The following is a 17681-nucleotide window of genomic DNA, read 5'->3' on the forward strand; positions in this document are numbered from 1 at the left end:
GGAGAAAAAGAAATCAAACAATTCCTGATGGTTGCCGGAGAAATTGGCAGTATTTTCAAAAAAGGATCGACAATTTCCGCAGCAATGGGTGGCTGCCAGGCAGAAATTGGCGTTTCATCATCCATGGCAGCAGCAGCTTTGTGCGAATTAATGGGCGGAACTCCCGAACAGGTTTTAATGGCGGCCGAAATAGCTATGGAACATCATTTAGGAATGACCTGTGACCCGATTGGCGGTTTGGTTCAAATTCCGTGTATCGAAAGAAATACTATGGGCGCCATAAAAGCTATTAATGCAGCTGAATTAGCTTTAGCAACAGATCCTAAAAACGCGAAAGTTCCTTTGGATAAAGTAGTCGATACCATGTGGCAAACGGCCAAGGATATGAACAACAAATACAAAGAAACTTCCGAAGGTGGTTTGGCAATCGCCGTGAATCTGGCAGATTGTTAATTCGATTTTAGAATGTTAGATGCCTCGATTTAAAAGAAATTAATTCTATTATTTTCTTCGGGTATCAATAATGTAGATAATCTTCCAAACATCATATTCTTTAAAAAGGGTAAAAGCATTCACCCCTTTGTGGCTTAATTTTCCTTTAACATAAAACTCATAAGGCGTCCAGGCATGCGCCATTGTACCATCGATTTGGATCGCATAGCTTAAAATCTTTTCCTGAAAATTGAAATCTGCGGGAATTGCAGTAATTGAATTATAAAATTCTTTAGCCGTTTCGTCTGAAAGTTTATTTCCTTTCGGACTTTCTGCAATGGATTGTAAAATCATTTTATCGGCACAAACAGAATGCATTTTAACGGTATCTTTTCCATGGAAACCTTCAAAAAAAGTTTCAATCACTTTTTGAATTTCCTGATTTTGCGCTTGTGAATAAGTCGTTGACAATAATAAAATCATCAGTAAAAAATTTCTCATAGTTTTCTTTTTAATTAATTTGTAGCACAAACAATATTACTGTTACATTTTTGAGTTAAAAATATACATTTTATTACCATTCAAACGACAAACTAGTTGTCATAATAAAATCGTCTTTTACTAAATTTTCATTTCTAAGAAAAGCAGGTTCATCGGAATGCAACCATCGTGCTTCTGTACGCACTTTTACTTTCGAATTTGGTATGAAATCTAAGTTTATGGAGTTTCCGAAAGTTTTGAATTTCCCATTATTGGAAGCGATAACCACATTATCAACATCTTGAAAATATTCGGTTCTAAATGAAGTTTGCCATTTTGGACTAATTGTATATTGAGTAATCAAAACAGGACTAAACCAGTTGCTATATCCTTTCTCTCCCATTTTCTTTTGATAACCAATGTCAAATCCGGTGATGGTTCTCCACTTTGCATTCCATTGATAATCCCAATAAAAATTATTAAAATAGCGCGTTTGCAAATTATCACCTATAGGTTCGTCTCCAATAAAAGTGCTCCAATTCAATGTGCTTTTTACCGATGGCTTATATATGATTTGACTACCAAAAGCTGGTAATGCTTCCCGATTCGGTTTATTAATTCGTTGCCAACCGTTGTTTAACAATCCGGTGAAAGTCCACTTTTCATTGGGTTTATAATTAAATTTAACTCCAGATAAAAAATACGGTGAATTTTCAGCTAATATAGAACGCGTTACAGTCAAATTCGAATGAGAAGTTGCGGTTTCAAAACCAATGTGTGAGGTAAAAATACCCGCTTCAATGCTCATCTTTTGAGCTTTATCTATATAAACACCTATATAAGCTTCATTGAACAATTTCAAATCTTCGTTGGCATAATTATCCTGTACATATTTTCCAGCCTGCAATGCAATCTTAGCATAAAAATTTTCGTAGGAAATAGTACATCTTATCAATCCAATATTAATATTAAACTCATTGTGATGGTTGTGATTGAATAAGAAATTTTGATTTGTTCCCGATTTAGGATGATTGAAATCATAGCCATAATAAGTTTCTAGATATCCCGAAAAGTCAACCTTAACTTTTGACGGATTAATAGTGTCCTGCGCACCCATTTTTAAACTTAAAATCAAACAAAATACGGTAAAAACTATGGTGAAATTTATTTTCTTCATGTTGTGAAATTACTTAGATTTTCTTTCTAAAACAAGGTTTGTAACCGGACTATAAATCATTGGCACGTTTTCGATTGCAACATCACTTTTGTCTAATCCAAAGGCTTTTTCATCTGAAAGCGATAATTTTTTTAACCAATAATAAGAATAAAGCAACCAACCATCTTTTATAGCAAACTCGTTTTCAATAGATAAGAATTTTTCAATGATAATAAATTTGAAATCGGGTTCGGCATTATATTTTGTAGAACCATCAGGGCGAATGTGTAAATTCAATTCTTTTCTTTGAACCAATTCCTGAACAATTTTCTTGAAATACAATTCAACTTTTGGCTGCACCCTAAAACCTACATTCAATATCACTTTAATGACTTTATCATCTAAAATCTCCACCACTTCATAATTTAAGGTAAACGGATCGTTCGTTCTATTGATATGCAAAAACCAATATACATCGGCTCTTTTTGGTTTTTTAGCAAAGATTGATTTCATGATTTTCTCCTCAATCTCATAGGTTTTATCTGCCTTAGATAAGTAAATTAAATGCGTAGAATATTTTGGAATACTATCGTCTTGTCTTAACTCATTTAATAAGGGCGTTTGTTCTACCAAATTAGTGAATTTCAAGAAACGATTGTTAATTTTTCGAGAATAATACCAAACGTACATGACCATAAAAATGAACAGTTCAAAGAATAAAAACATCCAACGTTCTTTGATTTTGACCACATTGGCAATGAAGAAAGAAACTTCGATAATGAAGAAAATAAATAAAATAATGGCAACCCAACCGATTTTTATTTTCTTGATAAATACCAAATAATAGGATAACAAAACGGTTGTCATTAACATGGCAATAGTGATTGAAAATCCATAAGCAGCTTCCATATGTGCCGAATTTTTGAAATACAAAATCATTAATACACAACCTACCCAAAGGATGGTATTTACCGATGGAATATAAATTTGCCCTTTTAAATTCGTTGGATTTTTCAAAGCTACGCGAGGCCAAAAGTTTAACGAAATAGCTTCGTTAATTAACGTAAAAGAACCACTAATTAAGGCTTGAGATGCAATAATTGCTGCTAATGTGGCAATCACAACTCCGATGATTAAAAACCATTGTGGCATGATGGTATAAAACGGATTCTTCCCTTCAAGAAATTCATTCCCCTGATGCATTAACCAAGCGCCTTGCCCTAAATAATTAGTTACCAGAGCTATTTTTACAAAAATCCAAGTAATTCGGATGTTCTCTTTTCCGCAATGTCCTAAATCGGAATACAAGGCTTCAGCTCCTGTTGTACATAAGAATACAGCGCCAAGCAACCAAAATCCATGTGGATATTCTACCAACAATCGATATCCATAGATTGGGTTCAATGCGTTTAGGATATCAGGATGATGCACAATTTGAGAAACTCCCAAAACGAGCAACATCGTGAACCAAACCACCATGGCTGGCCCAAAAAAGAAACCTACTTTTTGTGTTCCGAAGCGTTGAAAAAGAAACAATCCTGAAAGAATAGCGATAACAATAGGAATTGTTGGCAGATTGGGAACGACTGCCTCTAAACCTTCTACAGCAGATGCTACCGAAATTGGCGGTGTAATAATTCCATCGGCTAATAATGTGGTTGCTCCTAAAATGGTTGGAATAACCAATTTGCCTTTACCAAAACGTTTTACAAGCGCATATAAAGAAAATACGCCGCCTTCGCCATGGTTATCAGCCGAAAGCGTTAGAAAAATATATTTGAAAGTCGTTTGAAAGGTTAATGTCCAAAACACACATGAAATTCCTCCATAAACTAACAATTCGGTTATGGATTTATCGCCAACAATTGATTTCATTACATATAATGGACTAGTTCCGATATCACCATAAATGATACCTAGAGCCACTAAAAGTGCTGCGGCGCTTACTTTTTGTACATTTGAATTCTTCATTTTATATAAAATATTAAATTTAATTTGAGGTCACTTTTGAGCATAGAAAATCTGGATTGCGATGAAATAAGTATTCGCAATAACAATTAAATTGGTATGTAACTATTGATTAGCTTGTATTAAATCGGTAACCTACACCCGATTCGGTAAGTATGTGTTTTGGGCGATTAGGATCATTTTCGAGTTTTTTACGAAGTTGGGCAATAAAAACACGTAAATATTGTGTTTGGTCAGAATACGTTTGTCCCCAAACTTCTTTTAAAAGATATTGATGCGTTAAAACACGTCCTTCATTTTTGACTAATAATGCCAATAAAGCATATTCCGTTGCAGTTAGTTTAATGATTTCGTCAGCTACTTTTACTACTCTGGCATTGAAATCAATAGTTATATTTCCAAAACTAACAATGGCTTCATTTGGCTGACCAGGAACCGAGCGCAAAGCAGTTCTGATTCTGGCTAATAACTCTTGAGATCGAAATGGTTTTGATAAATAATCATTTGCACCGTTATCCAGAGCTTTAACAATTTCATCCTCTGTGTTTTTAACTGTTAAAATAAGTATTGGATTATTATACCATTCCCGCAATAGTTTCAATACATTTTGACCATCATCATCGGGTAAACCCAAATCTAAAATAATGAGGTCTGGCGGATGATTAGCAGCGGCCGTGAGTCCTTCTTTTGCGTTTACTGCAAAATTTACTTTGTAACCATTGGCTTCTAAAGTGATTTCCAATAGTTTTCTAATTTGACTTTCGTCATCGATAATTAATATGGTAGCTTCATTATTCATTACCTATATTTTTTGTATTCATCGTTTTTGCCGGAAAAGACAATTTAAAAATTGCCCCACCTTTCTCTTTATTCTTAAGTGTTATTTTGCCTTTTTGTGCTTCCACAAAACCTTTTACTATGGAAAGACCCAAGCCTGTCCCTCCTGTTTTAGAATGTTGCAATCTGTAAAACTTATCAAAAACTTTATCTATTTCATCTTCCGGAAATCCATTTCCATCATCTGAAACAGTTATAACACAAGTCATTTTTTTGTCTTCGTGATATTCAAAATCCAAATCCATCTGATGTTTTATTTTAACTTCAATTGTAGCCCCTTTTGGTGTATATAATGACGCATTATAAACCAAATTGTAAATAATTTGCTCCATTAATCCATAATCTAATTTAAAAAGTGCCAAATTATCGTCAGCAATTACAACTGTTTTATGAAATTTTAATTCTTCGGATAAACTATCAAAAACTTTATAAGTCAATTCTTTAAGGTCACACCAATCTAATTTAGGTTGAATATAGCCACTTTCCAATCGGGACATATTCAATAAATTTTCCACCTGATGGTTTAACCGCATGGATGCTTTTTCCATTTCGGACAATAATTTCGATTTATTATCTTCTGATAAATGAACCGATTTTTGTTGTAAAGTACCAATGGAACCAATTATTGTTGCTATTGGTGTTCGTAATTCGTGAGATAAAGAGTCCAGCAAGGTTTTGTATAACTGCATTGTTTTTACTTTAGCCTCTTTAAACTGCATTTCGCGTTCTATTTTTCTGATTTTATTGGTCAAAACCCCATTGATTAAAGCAATGATAAAAAACAATAATAATAGCAAAGTATCTTCTGCGCTCTCAATATGAAGCGTATAATAAGGCTGAATAAAGAGAAAATCTAGACATAAAGCGCTTAAAACTGCTGCCAAAAGCACCGGAAGGATGTCTAAAAAAATAGCTAATAAAGAGACGACCACTAGCAATAAGTAACCCACTACTTTATATTCGACAACGTTTCGAATTAATAAACAAAGCAGTGTAACGATGGTTACAGATAGTATACTTATAAGGTATTGACTTTTAGGTTCTGTATGTCTTAAGATGCTTTTCACTTGTCTCTGATTTACTATGCAAAGTTAAAGCATCTGTTATAAGTATTTTATAATATAAAAGCTGGGAAGCATAAAGATTTTATAAAGATTTTTTTTAATTAATAATTTTCTAAAAATCAAACTATCTAATACTCTTATAACTCAATTTTATTACTTTTACATCTTCTAATAAACACATCTATGTCAGTCGCCAAAAAAGATTACAAAAGAATTACTACCAAATCACTAATTGATATGAAAGCCAATGGAGAGAAAATCTCCATGCTTACCGCTTATGATTATACCATGGCCAAAATTGTTGATGCTGCCGGTATTGATGTAATTCTTGTTGGAGATTCCGCTTCCAATGTAATGGCCGGACACGAAACTACTCTTCCAATTACTTTAGATCAAATGATTTATCATGCTTCAGGGGTGGTTAGAGCAATTACAAGAGCCTTAGTTGTGGTGGATTTGCCATTTGGAAGTTACCAATCGGATCCAAAAGAAGCCTTGCGTTCTTCTATCCGAATTATGAAAGAAAGTGGCGGACATGCCGTGAAACTGGAAGGTGGAAGAGAAATCAAAGATTCCATCAAAAAAATATTAAACGCTGGAATTCCAGTTATGGGACATTTGGGTTTAACGCCTCAATCTATTTATAAATTCGGGACTTATACCGTTCGTGCCAAAGAAGACGAAGAAGCCGAAAAGCTTTTGGAAGATGCAAAAATGCTGGAGAAAATTGGATGTTTTGCATTAGTTTTAGAAAAAATTCCGGCTCATCTGGCTACCAAAGTAGCTCAAAGCATTTCTATTCCCGTAATCGGAATCGGTGCAGGAAGCGGTGTTGACGGACAAGTTTTGGTATTGCACGATATGTTAGGCATGACACACGAATTTAGTCCTCGTTTCCTAAGAAGATATATGAATTTGTATGAAGACATGACAAAAGCTATCGGTCAATATGTTTCTGATGTAAAAGCAGTTGATTTTCCGAATGAAAATGAACAATATTAATACTGATTATTAGATTTTCGGATGATTCGATTGTTCGAAAAATCTAGTAATCGAATAATCCAAAAATCGAACAATACCTTTTGAAAATAATTTCCAATAAAGATAATCTACAAATTCTTCACGAAGACAATCATATTATTGTGATTAATAAACGTGTAGGCGATATTGTGCAAGGCGATAAAACTGGCGATAAACCGCTCAGTGATGTTGTGAAAGAATACATCAAAGACAAATACAACAAACCAGGAGAAGTTTTTCTTGGTGTGGTACATCGTTTAGACAGGCCTACAACGGGAATTGTTGTTTTTGCAAGGACTTCAAAAGCCTTGACACGAATGAATGAACTGTTCAGCAATCGTGAAACCCAAAAAACCTATTGGGCAATTGTAAAAAACAAACCTTCAAACTCCGAAGACAAATTGGTTCATTTTATGAAAAGAAATGAAAAAAACAATACTTCAAAAGCGCATATTAAAGAAGTTCCCGACAGCAAAATAGCGAGTTTAGATTATAAAATCATTGCCACACTTCAAAACTATTTTGCCCTCGAAATTCATCTTCATACGGGTAGACATCATCAAATCAGAGCCCAATTATCGGCTATCGGTTCTCCAATAAAAGGCGATTTAAAATATGGCTTTGACAGAAGTAATCCTGATGGAGGAATACACTTACATGCAAGAAAATTGGTTTTTATCCATCCCGTTTCTAAAGAAAACATAGAAATTATCGCGCCTACACCAAATGACGTGATTTGGAATGCTATTTAAAATTAAAAAAACTGTAACTTTACCTACAGCATAAATTTTAATGTCAATTATTCTACACCAATTAAAATCAAAAGTCTATGAGAAATTTACTGATTCTGTCGTGTTCGTTATTGTTTTTAAATGTTTCAGCGCAAGATCATTTTTCAGGTATAAATACTTCTAGCAAAGTCGGGATTCTCAATGCTGGCATAAATCCGGCAGAGCTTTCTAATATAACTTCTAAATATGAATTTATTGTTTTTTCTGCAAGTGTTAATGCTGCCAATAATAAAGTAGGTTTTGATGATTTAATAAATTCCGATAATATTGAAGATTTAATTTTCGCAGGAGATGAACCTGTAAATATGCGTATCGATGCAGAAATTTATGGGCCAGGATTTGCAATGAAAATGGATAAATGGGTTTTTGGTTTATCAACTAAAGCATATGCAAAATTAACCCTGGAAGATGTTGACTCAAAATTGGGTGAAGCAATTAATTCCGGAACAATTGGCTCTCTTTTTACTGGTTCTACCACGATAAATAATGATAATAATCAACGTTTGAATGGAACAACCTGGGGTGAAGTAGGATTCTCGGTGGCACGAAATCTGTTCGAAAACGAAAAACATAAGTTTAATGCCGGAACAACTTTAAAATTATTGTTTCCAGGTTCGTATGCCAATTTTGGTGCCGATAAATTTCATGGAACAATAGAAGTCAGCGCAGGACAAGCCTATTTGAATGATACTGACGCTACACTAAACATTGCTTATTCGGGAAACTTAGCAAATAGTTTTACCAATTTTGAAGATTATTCACAATCTCTTTTTGGTAAATTAAATGGATTTGCCGTGGATTTTGGTTTGAATTATAAATGGAAAGACATTGATAATTATAAAGTTAATGCCGGTATATCCATTAGAAACATTGGAGGAATGACTTTTGAAGACACTAATAATTCATCAACCAATTACGAATTAAATATTCCACCGGGAACACCACTTGAACCAGGTCTAAATCTTAATCAATTTGAAAATGTGGATAGTTTACAGGAAATTGAAACTATTTTGCAAAATAGCGGTTATTTAACGACCACAAATTCAGAAAAAAAATTCAAAGTAAAATTACCTACTGTTTTCTCTGCTTATGCTGATATAAAAATGGTTTCAAGATTTTTTGTAACACTTTATGCGCAACAAAAATTAGGTGATGACAATAAAGACGATCAGGTTACTACCCAAAATATATTTTCAGTTACACCGCGATTTTCATTAAAAAATTATGAAGTTTATTCCTCTTGGGCAAGCAATGAAATTTCTGGAGTAACTGGTGGATTAGGATTTAGAGTTTATGGATTTTATCTTGGTTCAAGTTCTATATTGACCGCATTGACAAGTGATACCAAACAGGCGGATGTTTATTTAGGATACCGATTCGGATTAAAATAAAAGTTTTATAATTCCACCAAATTTGAAATCAAAGATGAATTACAAAACAGATATTGTCTACAGAAAAGAATCGCTTAAAAAATTATTGCACAACATTCTGAAAAACGAAGATGCAATAGTACAAGCTTTGTATGATGATTTTAGAAAACCAGCCTTTGAAGCCGTTTTAACAGAAACTCATTTTGTAATTTCCGACTTAAAAGACACGATAAAAAAAATCAAATCCTGGGCAAAACCAAAAAGAGTATTGCCTTCGATCTTAAACTTTCCTTCAAAAGATTATATTTATATCGAGCCATACGGAAAAGTATTAATAATTGCGCCATGGAATTATCCGTTTCAATTAGCGCTTTGCCCTTTGATTGCAGCTGTTGCGGCAGGAAATCAAGTTGTTTTAAAACCATCGGAACTTACCCCGAATACCTCAAAAATTATTGCAAAAATTATCTCTGAAACATTTGATGCAAATCATGTAGAAGTGATGGAAGGCGGTGTTGATGTTGCGCAAAAATTATTAGCACAACGTTGGGATTATATTTTCTTTACCGGAAGTGTTGGCGTTGGTAAAATTGTTGCCAAAGCTGCCGCAGAAAATCTTACTCCGGTAACTTTAGAACTAGGCGGAAAAAATCCATGTATAGTTGATGAAACTGCCAATCTGAAACTTGCCGCAAAACGCATTGTTTGGGGAAAATTTATTAACAGCGGACAAACATGTATTGCTCCCGACTATATCTTGGTTCAAACCAAAATGAAAGCCCGATTTATTGCGTATTTAAAAGAAGAAATTACAGAAGCTTATGGCGAAAATCCTGAAAATTCGCCAGATTTCTGTCGAATTGTAAACGATAAAAATTGGCAGCGACAATGTGATTTATTAGTTGGATGCACAATCGTTTATGGCGGGCAAACCAATGCAGCAAATTGTTACATCGCTCCTACCCTAATTGATGAGCCTAGTTTAGATAGTTTGGTTATGCAGGATGAAATTTTCGGACCAATTTTGCCGATACTTTCCTATGATAATGATCTGGATTTAAAAAACATAATCTCAAAATATGAAAAGCCTTTAGCATTATATGTTTTTACAGAAAACAAACGTTTTGCAGAAAAAGTAATTCAAGAATTCTCTTTTGGCGGTGGTTGTGTAAATGACACGGTAATACAATTTTCGAATAAAAGACTGCCTTTTGGAGGCGTTGGTTATTCCGGAATTGGTGCCTACCACGGTAAAATGAGCTTTAATCTTTTTTCACATAAAAAAGCCATTGTAAAAAAAGCAAACTGGCTGGATTTACCCATGAGATATGCTCCTTATAATAACAAATTAAAGACTATCCGTAAATTTCTTAAATGGTTATAAAATATTTTAAATTTTAAAAAATTAACCATAAAATCAACATTCTTATTCCATAATTTCTTAAATTTATACAGATATCTTCTTATAACCTAAATAATTTGTTGTTGAATGTTATTACGAAACAAATTAGTGTTTTTATTTTTTTTCCTTCACCTCATAGCGACAAGCCAAGTCTATGATTTTCAGTCTATTAATCAAGAATCTGGATTACCTTCGTCTGTCATAAATTGTATTACTCAAGATAGCCGTGATTTAATTTGGATTGGAACTGATGGAGCCGGATTAGTTCGATATGACGGAAATAATTTTGAAACCATTGATCAAAGTAAAGGTTTAGAAGGCATCTTTGTGACTGATATTGTCGAAGGTTTAAATAAAAATTTAATAATTGCCACGAGGTATAATGGCATTTATATTTATGATGGGGCTACATTTCGAAAAAGCATTAATCCTGGAGGTCCGATTATATCATCAAATACGGTTTATAAACTCTTAAAAAGTAAAAAAGGAATCTATTGCATTACCGAACAGGAAATAATCCTTATAAAAAATGATGGTTCTTTAGAAAAAATTACACCTAACAATAAAACTTATCATATTGTAAACGGCGCGGCTTTAGATGAAAATTCAAATTTAATTATCTCTGCAAATAACGGATTGTTTAAAGCTCAGAATAACCAAATAAAACGGATATTTCCTGATATTTTTAAAAATTATGTTTGCTTGAATACCAATTCTAAAAATGAAATCATATTAGGCACCTATGATGGGAATGTATATAAATTTAAAAATAGCAAACCCGAGTTTCTAAAAAAAATCAAACTTCCAAGCGGCAAAAACTTCTCTATCAAACAGTTATTTGTTGGCAAAAGCGGAAGGATTTGGCTGGGAAGCAACGACAAAAGTGGTATTTGTCAATTAAGTGGTGACTCCATCTTGTTTATCAATAGTACAAATGGTTTTGATGGCGATAATATTTCTTGCTTTTATCAGGACAAATCCATGGAATTATACATTGGAACTTTAGGAAATGGCTTATATAAAACAGGGAGACAACAGTTTTTCAACTACAGTAACACCAAAGAATTAGCCTCTCCTTATATTTTTTCTATTTACAGCGAAAAGGATAGATTGTATGTTGGCATGCTTCGACAGGGCGTCTTTGAGTTTAAAGAGAATATTGATGGCAAATATATTCTGAAAAAAACTTTTATCAATAATCACGGAGCAAGAACTATCATAAAAAACAATTCCGGCAATATTACCTTTGATAACCCGAATGGTTTGTCTGTCATAAAAAACAACAAAATAATCAATCATGATTTAAGACCTAATTATTCCGGAAAAGGTGCTATTGTTGCATTAATTCAGGACAAACAAAACAGGTATTTCTTAGGAACTCAAAACGATGGCTTATTAATTTTTGATGAGAATTTTAAATTTCAAAAAAGTATATCAATAAATAACGATGAAACTTTTGCCATTACAATAAATACAATCGATGCTTTAAGTGACAATACGTGGCATGTTGGTACTATTAACGGTTTGTATATTCTAACTGAAAAGACACCAAATAAGTTTTCTTTATCAAAAAAAATTATTTCTGATGTTATTTCAATTTCTACAAAAGATAATTTCGGGAATCGATGGTTTTGCGGGAGTAATAACATTTATGTTCTTACCAAAAACAATGAAATTTTAAAATACGGCAAAAAAGATGGTTTAACATCGACATTGATTTATACTTTTATCAATGATAAATTTGGGAATCTGCTGATTGGAACCAATTTAGGAATTGATAAACTTCAAGTAAATGAAAAAGGACGAATCATTTCTATAAAAAATTACAACTCAAAAAATGGTTTCAGAGGATTGGAAACCAATATGAGAGCTCAGTTTTTAGATGACAAAGGAGATATTCTCCTTGGAACCGTAAAAGGTTTGTATAAATATCTACCCAGTTACACACGTCTGGATGAAAAAACTCCAAAAATTGTTATAAGCAATATTAAATTATTCCATCAAAATAAAAACTGGAAAACAGAAACATCTGATAACAAATGGTTTAACGTACCTAATGAAAATCATGTATTCAATAATAATGAAAATCAATTAACTTTTGAATATAATATCATTAATCGCCAATCGGGCAAAACTGCTTTATATTCCTATAAACTTGAAGGGGTAGATATTAAATGGTCAAATCCTACGACCCAAAAAGAAGTCACCTATGCAAATCTCGACCATGGGAAATATAAATTCAGAATAAAATTGGTTGATAATTTCGGGCGAGATCTTAATACAGAAAACACATATTCTTTTGAGATAGAAACCCCTTTTTATTATGAATGGTGGTTTATATTTATTATTCTTGGATTCCTGACTGCTTTTTTTCTAGTCATATTTAGTAAAACCTCAAGTTACAATAAAGAATTTGTAAAGCATTATTCTGATGCTCAATCTGATATCGAAGAATATCGTCTTTATCTCTTGTTTCTTGGAATAGCTATTCCAATTCTGGAAATCATAACTGAACTTTTCAAAATTCGAAATCAGAGTGATTTATACTTAAATCTAAGTTTAGGGCTAATTTTGGTGCTTCTCTATTTTGCCAGCGATAAAATAAAGTTCATTAAAAATAATTTACAATACCTATTTATTTTTATTTTCCTTCTCTACTTAGCTTATACGATGTATAAATTTATTTATACTGAATTCGAATTCATCATGTTAACCGAGTTCTTGATTATATTTTTCTTCTCTTATAATGTTTTTAGACCGATGCGATTGTATTGGGGATTTATGGGATTTATAATTTTATTTTTCATTTACATGTTTATTTATAATGTAATTCCTAAAAATTATACCGTCATCTTATTTAATGCCTGCATATTAACAGCCATTATTAACCATGCCAGACATATTGCCATTTTAAATACAAAAGATAAATTTTTGTTTGCAAATAATATTGTAAACAAAGGCAACTCTTTAATTATTGCTACAAACAAAAAAGGGGAATTGTCTTTTTGCAGCGAAACAATAACAACTATTTTAGGATATAAAACGGATGAAGTTATGGGCTTGAATTTTTGGAAATTGACCGAAGATCAAGAACTAATCGGAGAGGAATACCATCATAATTTTGTGGATAATAAAGTATATCTCAAAAAATTGAAATGCAAAAATGAAAATTACAAATACATTCAATGGACCGATCAAAAATATTCTGAAGATTTATTTATCAGTAATGGCCAGGATGTAACAGAGCAAATCCATATTCAAAAATTATATGAAAACCTAGTTGAATCAGCTACTGATATTATATATGAAATAGACAAATACGGGAATTATGTTTTTATAAATCAGAATACTGAAAAAATTACAGGATATAGCCTGGAAGAGATTTATAAAACAAAGTTTAATGATTTTATAAGAAAGGATCATTTAGAAAAAGTTGCCGATTTTTATGCGAAACCAACATTAGAGATGAATGCTTTTCCGATTTTAGAGTTTCCTATCATTAAAAAAAATGGTAATGAAATCTGGATTTCACAAAAAGTATCAATCAATAGAGACGAAAAACGCAGGATAACCGGATATTCCGTAATTGCAAGAGACATTACTTTTATAAAAAACATTGAGCTTAAAGAGTTAAAACGACAACAAAAAATAACAAAATACAATGCGGTTATCAATAAACTCAATACGATAAACTACTTAAATATTGAAAATCTGCAAGAAAGCATTAAACTTATAACAGAAAATGCTGCGAGAGGAACCGGAATTAATAGGGTTAGTTTTTGGGATTATCATTATGATCAAATCAAATGCTTTAATTTATATGAATTAGATAAAAATAAGCATTCTAATGGGTTAGTTTTTAAACGAACAAACTTTCCAATCTATTTTGAAGCAATAGAAAAAGAAAATCAGATTGTTGCTCCTGATGTTAATACAAAAAAAGAAATTAGTGAATTTTGCGCCGCTTATTTTCCGGAACGCAATATCAAATCCTTACTCGATTCTCCCATATATCTCAATGGGATTTTAAAGGGAATCATTTGTTTTGAAACTACAAATAAAACCAATGATTGGGATGAGGAAGATATTAATTTTGTAAAATCCATTGCCGATATTATTGCGCTTGCCATCGAAGCACACAAAAGAAAAGAAGCTGAGCAAGTTCTTGCCTACAAAAATGAAATTCTATCCGTTATAAATGATAACACAGAAAAAATTCTGGTTAGCAAAAATACTTCCGAAATTTTTGAAAAAACACTTCACTCCATCGGGAAAGTGATACAAGTGGATAAGATATCCTTTTTTGAAAATAATCCGAAATTAAATGTTGTAAGTCAAAAATACAGATGGCTGAAAGAATCACTCTCTTTAGTGGAACCAAACCAAAATTTACAAAATATTCCTCACAGTCAAATCCAGGATGCGCTGGAAAAGCTATTAGCAAAAAAACCATACAAAAAGTTGATTACCAAAATTGATAATCCAATTATAAGAGACAAGCTCACTTCATTGGGAGTTAAATCAATTTTGGGATTGCCGATTTTTATTAAAGCTAATTTTTATGGATTTATAGTTTTTGATGATTCAACAAGAGAAAGAATCTGGTTAGAGGACGAAGTGTCAATATTACAGTCACTTATTAACAATATAGCTTTAGCAATTGAACGAAATATTAATGAAGCCATCATCAACGAAAGTGAAGAAAAGTTCAAACTTCTGGTTAATAATATTCCGGGAGCGGTGTATCTTTCTGAATATGATGAGAATTGGACAAAAATATATATTAATGATGAAATAGAAACTTTAACCGGTTATTCAAAAGCTGATTTCTTAGAAAAAAGAATTGTCTATTCCGATTTAATTCATCCTGAAGATGCAGAAAAAGTCATTTCTGAGTCTAAAAAAAATCTAGCAGAATCTGAACATTTCCATCTGACCTATCGAATCATCAAAAAAACAGGTGAAATTGTTTGGATAGAAGAGTTTGGCGGTGCAATAGTAAAAGACCAAGGAATTGCATTTATCGAAGGAATATTAGTCGATATAACGGAGAAAAAATTAGCAGAAGGAGCCATAAAAGCACGTGAATATGCCGAAGCAGCCAATAGGGCCAAGTCTGAATTTTTAGCGAATATGAGTCATGAAATCAGAACGCCTCTAAACGGAATCATTGGTTTTACCGATTTATTGATGAAAACCATGCTTGATAATACTCAAATTCAATACATGAAAACGGTGAATCAGTCGGCAAATACCTTAATGGAAATTATTAATGACATTCTTGATTTCTCAAAAATTGAATCTGGAAAATTAGATCTCGAAATAAAAAAAATAGACATTAGACAAATTTGTAATCAGGTAATCGATTTAATCAAATATGAGGCCCATCAGAAAAACATAAAAATGATCCTTACCATAGATCCAAATATTCAAAAATATATTTGGGCTGATTCTTTCCGTTTGAGACAAGTGATTATCAATTTATTAGGAAATGCAATAAAATTCACGACAGTTGGTGAAATTGAATTAAAAATAGAACTTCTTTCAAAATTAGAAAATAACCAAAGTAAACTCCGCTTTTCGGTAAGAGATACAGGAATAGGAATTAAACCGGAAAGCCAGGCCAAAATTTTCGATGCCTTTTCTCAGGAAGATAATTCCACAACAAGAATATTTGGTGGTACGGGACTTGGTCTTACAATTTCAAACAAATTATTAGGATTGATGAACAGTAAATTAGAACTCAAAAGTGAACTGAATAAAGGAAGTACATTTTATTTTGATGTTCAATTCAAAACTGAAGACAGCGAGATTGATATTGAAAACAGTGATGTGTTTCTACCCGTAGAAAACATCAATTATGACACAAAAGAGCCAGTAATCATAATTGTAGAAGACAACAAAATTAATATGCTTTTGGCAAAAACTATTATCAAAAAAAATATTCCAAAAGCAATTATACATGAATGCAATAATGGAATTGAAGCTGTTGAATTATCCAAAAAAATGTTGTCTAACTTAATCTTTATGGATGTGCAAATGCCCTTAATGAACGGATACGAAGCAACCAAAGAAATACGAAAACTAAAAGGCTATAAAAAAACACCAATTATAGCCCTAACAGCAGGAACAATAGTAGGCGAAAAAGAAAAATGCATTGAAGCAGGCATGGATGACTATATAACAAAACCTATAGTTCAGGAAACTATTATTAATACAATTCATAAATGGCTGAAATTTTAATTTTTTTTCATAAATTGAAAAAAAAATCAGTAAATTTATTTAAAAAGTATAAAGTATGAAATGGTTAGGACGAAGAGAAAGTAGCAATATGGAAGACCGCAGATCAAGCCCCGGCGGTAAAATAGCGCTTGGAGGAGGAGCAATCGGGATAATTATTTTACTAATCAATATGTTCATGGGAGGAGATTCTTCTGAATTACTCAATGGAATACAGGAACAGTTGCAACAACAAACCGAAACCTCAAGCGTACCATTAAGTGCCGAAGATGAAGAAATGGGTAGATTTGTAGCCACTATTCTGGCCGATACTGAGGATGTTTGGTCTAAAATATTTCAAGAAAACGGTTTGACTTACAAAAAACCTAATTTAGTATTATTCCGCAATTCAGTAGAAACTGCATGTGGCGGAGCATCTTCTGCTTCCGGACCTTTTTATTGCCCTGAAGACCAAAAAGTGTATATGGATTTGGTCTTTTTTGAGCAATTAAAAAGCCGATTTGGAGCTGAAGGCGGTGATTTTGCCATTGCTTATGTTATCGCTCACGAAATTGGGCATCACGTACAGACTTTATTGGGTACATCATCAAAAGTACGTGAATTACAACAAAGCATGAGCCAAAAAGAGGGCAATAAACTTTCGGTTGCTGTTGAATTACAAGCGGATTTTTACGCCGGACTTTGGACTCACTATAACGAGAAGCAAAATGCAATGTTAGAGCCAGGTGATATCGAGGAAGCCTTGAGCGCTGCAAATGCTGTAGGAGATGATGCCATTCAATCAAAAACACAAGGACAGGTTGTTCCGGATTCATTCACTCACGGGACTTCTGAACAAAGAATGTATTGGTTTAATCGTGGTTTCAAATCAGGAGATATTAAACAAGGGGATACTTTTGCTGAATTAAATTAAAAAAATCA

Annotated in this window: 12 protein-coding genes; 7 read left to right on the forward strand and 5 right to left on the reverse strand. The window is 32.7% G+C overall.

What is annotated here, in order from left to right:
• The coding region (locus tag VI621_RS04060) for an L-serine ammonia-lyase, iron-sulfur-dependent, subunit beta (protein ID WP_324217100.1) at positions 1 to 453 on the forward strand (453 nt) is incomplete at its 5' end.
• Positions 454 to 501: 48 nt separating this feature from the next.
• Here VI621_RS04060 and VI621_RS04065 read toward each other — a convergent pair.
• The 5 genes from VI621_RS04065 to VI621_RS04085 form a co-directional block, all read right to left on the reverse strand.
• Positions 502 to 933, reverse strand: coding sequence for a nuclear transport factor 2 family protein (locus VI621_RS04065; RefSeq protein WP_324217101.1), 432 nt, complete (start codon positions 931 to 933; stop codon positions 502 to 504).
• A gap of 73 nt (positions 934 to 1006) precedes the next feature.
• The gene (locus VI621_RS04070; RefSeq protein ID WP_324217102.1) at positions 1007 to 2089 is read right to left on the reverse strand and encodes a porin; all 1083 of its coding nucleotides are present in this window, start codon (positions 2087 to 2089) and stop codon (positions 1007 to 1009) included.
• A 9-nt stretch (positions 2090 to 2098) separates the two neighbouring features.
• A complete protein-coding gene (locus VI621_RS04075) occupies positions 2099 to 4039 on the reverse strand; it encodes a KUP/HAK/KT family potassium transporter (protein ID WP_324217103.1) in 1941 nt (646 codons plus the stop codon).
• A 109-nt stretch (positions 4040 to 4148) separates the two neighbouring features.
• Positions 4149 to 4835: a response regulator gene (locus VI621_RS04080; protein ID WP_324217104.1), complete on the reverse strand. Its 687-nt coding sequence runs from the start codon at positions 4833 to 4835 to the stop codon at positions 4149 to 4151.
• A complete protein-coding gene (locus VI621_RS04085) occupies positions 4828 to 5940 on the reverse strand; it encodes a sensor histidine kinase (protein WP_324217105.1) in 1113 nt (370 codons plus the stop codon). The genes VI621_RS04080 and VI621_RS04085 overlap by 8 nt, the downstream gene beginning before the upstream one ends.
• A 180-nt stretch (positions 5941 to 6120) precedes the next feature.
• Between VI621_RS04085 and panB the strand changes: the two genes are divergently transcribed.
• The 6 genes from panB to ypfJ all read left to right on the forward strand — a co-directional run bounded on the left by panB (position 6121) and on the right by ypfJ (position 17673).
• Positions 6121 to 6939 (forward strand): 3-methyl-2-oxobutanoate hydroxymethyltransferase, encoded by an 819-nt coding sequence (gene panB / locus VI621_RS04090; RefSeq protein WP_324217106.1) that lies wholly within the window; start codon positions 6121 to 6123, stop codon positions 6937 to 6939.
• Between the two features lie 80 nt (positions 6940 to 7019).
• Positions 7020 to 7709, forward strand: a complete 690-nt coding sequence (locus VI621_RS04095; protein ID WP_324217107.1) for an RluA family pseudouridine synthase — start codon at positions 7020 to 7022, stop codon at positions 7707 to 7709.
• A 77-nt stretch (positions 7710 to 7786) separates the two neighbouring features.
• A complete protein-coding gene (locus VI621_RS04100) occupies positions 7787 to 9139 on the forward strand; it encodes a hypothetical protein (RefSeq protein WP_324217108.1) in 1353 nt (450 codons plus the stop codon).
• 34 nt (positions 9140 to 9173) lie between these two features.
• On the forward strand, positions 9174 to 10502 hold the full coding sequence (locus VI621_RS04105) for an aldehyde dehydrogenase (RefSeq protein WP_324217109.1): 1329 nt from the start codon (positions 9174 to 9176) through the stop codon (positions 10500 to 10502).
• A gap of 105 nt (positions 10503 to 10607) precedes the next feature.
• Positions 10608 to 16763 (forward strand): PAS domain S-box protein, encoded by a 6156-nt coding sequence (locus VI621_RS04110; RefSeq protein WP_324217110.1) that lies wholly within the window; start codon positions 10608 to 10610, stop codon positions 16761 to 16763.
• Between the two features lie 55 nt (positions 16764 to 16818).
• Positions 16819 to 17673 carry a KPN_02809 family neutral zinc metallopeptidase gene (gene ypfJ / locus VI621_RS04115; protein WP_324217111.1) on the forward strand — a complete coding sequence of 285 codons (855 nt, stop codon included), beginning with the start codon at positions 16819 to 16821 and terminating at the stop codon, positions 17671 to 17673.
• Positions 17674 to 17681: the final 8 nt, after the last annotated feature.

The organism is Flavobacterium sp. (assembly GCF_035292545.1).
Taxonomy (GTDB): Bacteria; Bacteroidota; Bacteroidia; order Flavobacteriales; family Flavobacteriaceae; genus Flavobacterium.

Bases quoted from the DNA above. Each gene is read 5' to 3' on its own strand.
- panB (WP_324217106.1), top strand. From the start codon at position 6,121: ATGTCAGTCGCCAAAAAAGATTACAAAAGAATTACTACCAAATCACTA.
- VI621_RS04065 (WP_324217101.1), bottom strand. From the start codon at position 933: ATGAGAAATTTTTTACTGATGATTTTATTATTGTCAACGACTTATTCA.
- ypfJ (WP_324217111.1), top strand. From the start codon at position 16,819: ATGAAATGGTTAGGACGAAGAGAAAGTAGCAATATGGAAGACCGCAGA.
- VI621_RS04070 (WP_324217102.1), bottom strand. From the start codon at position 2,089: ATGAAGAAAATAAATTTCACCATAGTTTTTACCGTATTTTGTTTGATT.
- VI621_RS04110 (WP_324217110.1), top strand. From the start codon at position 10,608: ATGTTATTACGAAACAAATTAGTGTTTTTATTTTTTTTCCTTCACCTC.
- VI621_RS04105 (WP_324217109.1), top strand. From the start codon at position 9,174: ATGAATTACAAAACAGATATTGTCTACAGAAAAGAATCGCTTAAAAAA.
- VI621_RS04100 (WP_324217108.1), top strand. From the start codon at position 7,787: ATGAGAAATTTACTGATTCTGTCGTGTTCGTTATTGTTTTTAAATGTT.
- VI621_RS04075 (WP_324217103.1), bottom strand. From the start codon at position 4,039: ATGAAGAATTCAAATGTACAAAAAGTAAGCGCCGCAGCACTTTTAGTG.
- VI621_RS04080 (WP_324217104.1), bottom strand. From the start codon at position 4,835: ATGAATAATGAAGCTACCATATTAATTATCGATGACGAAAGTCAAATT.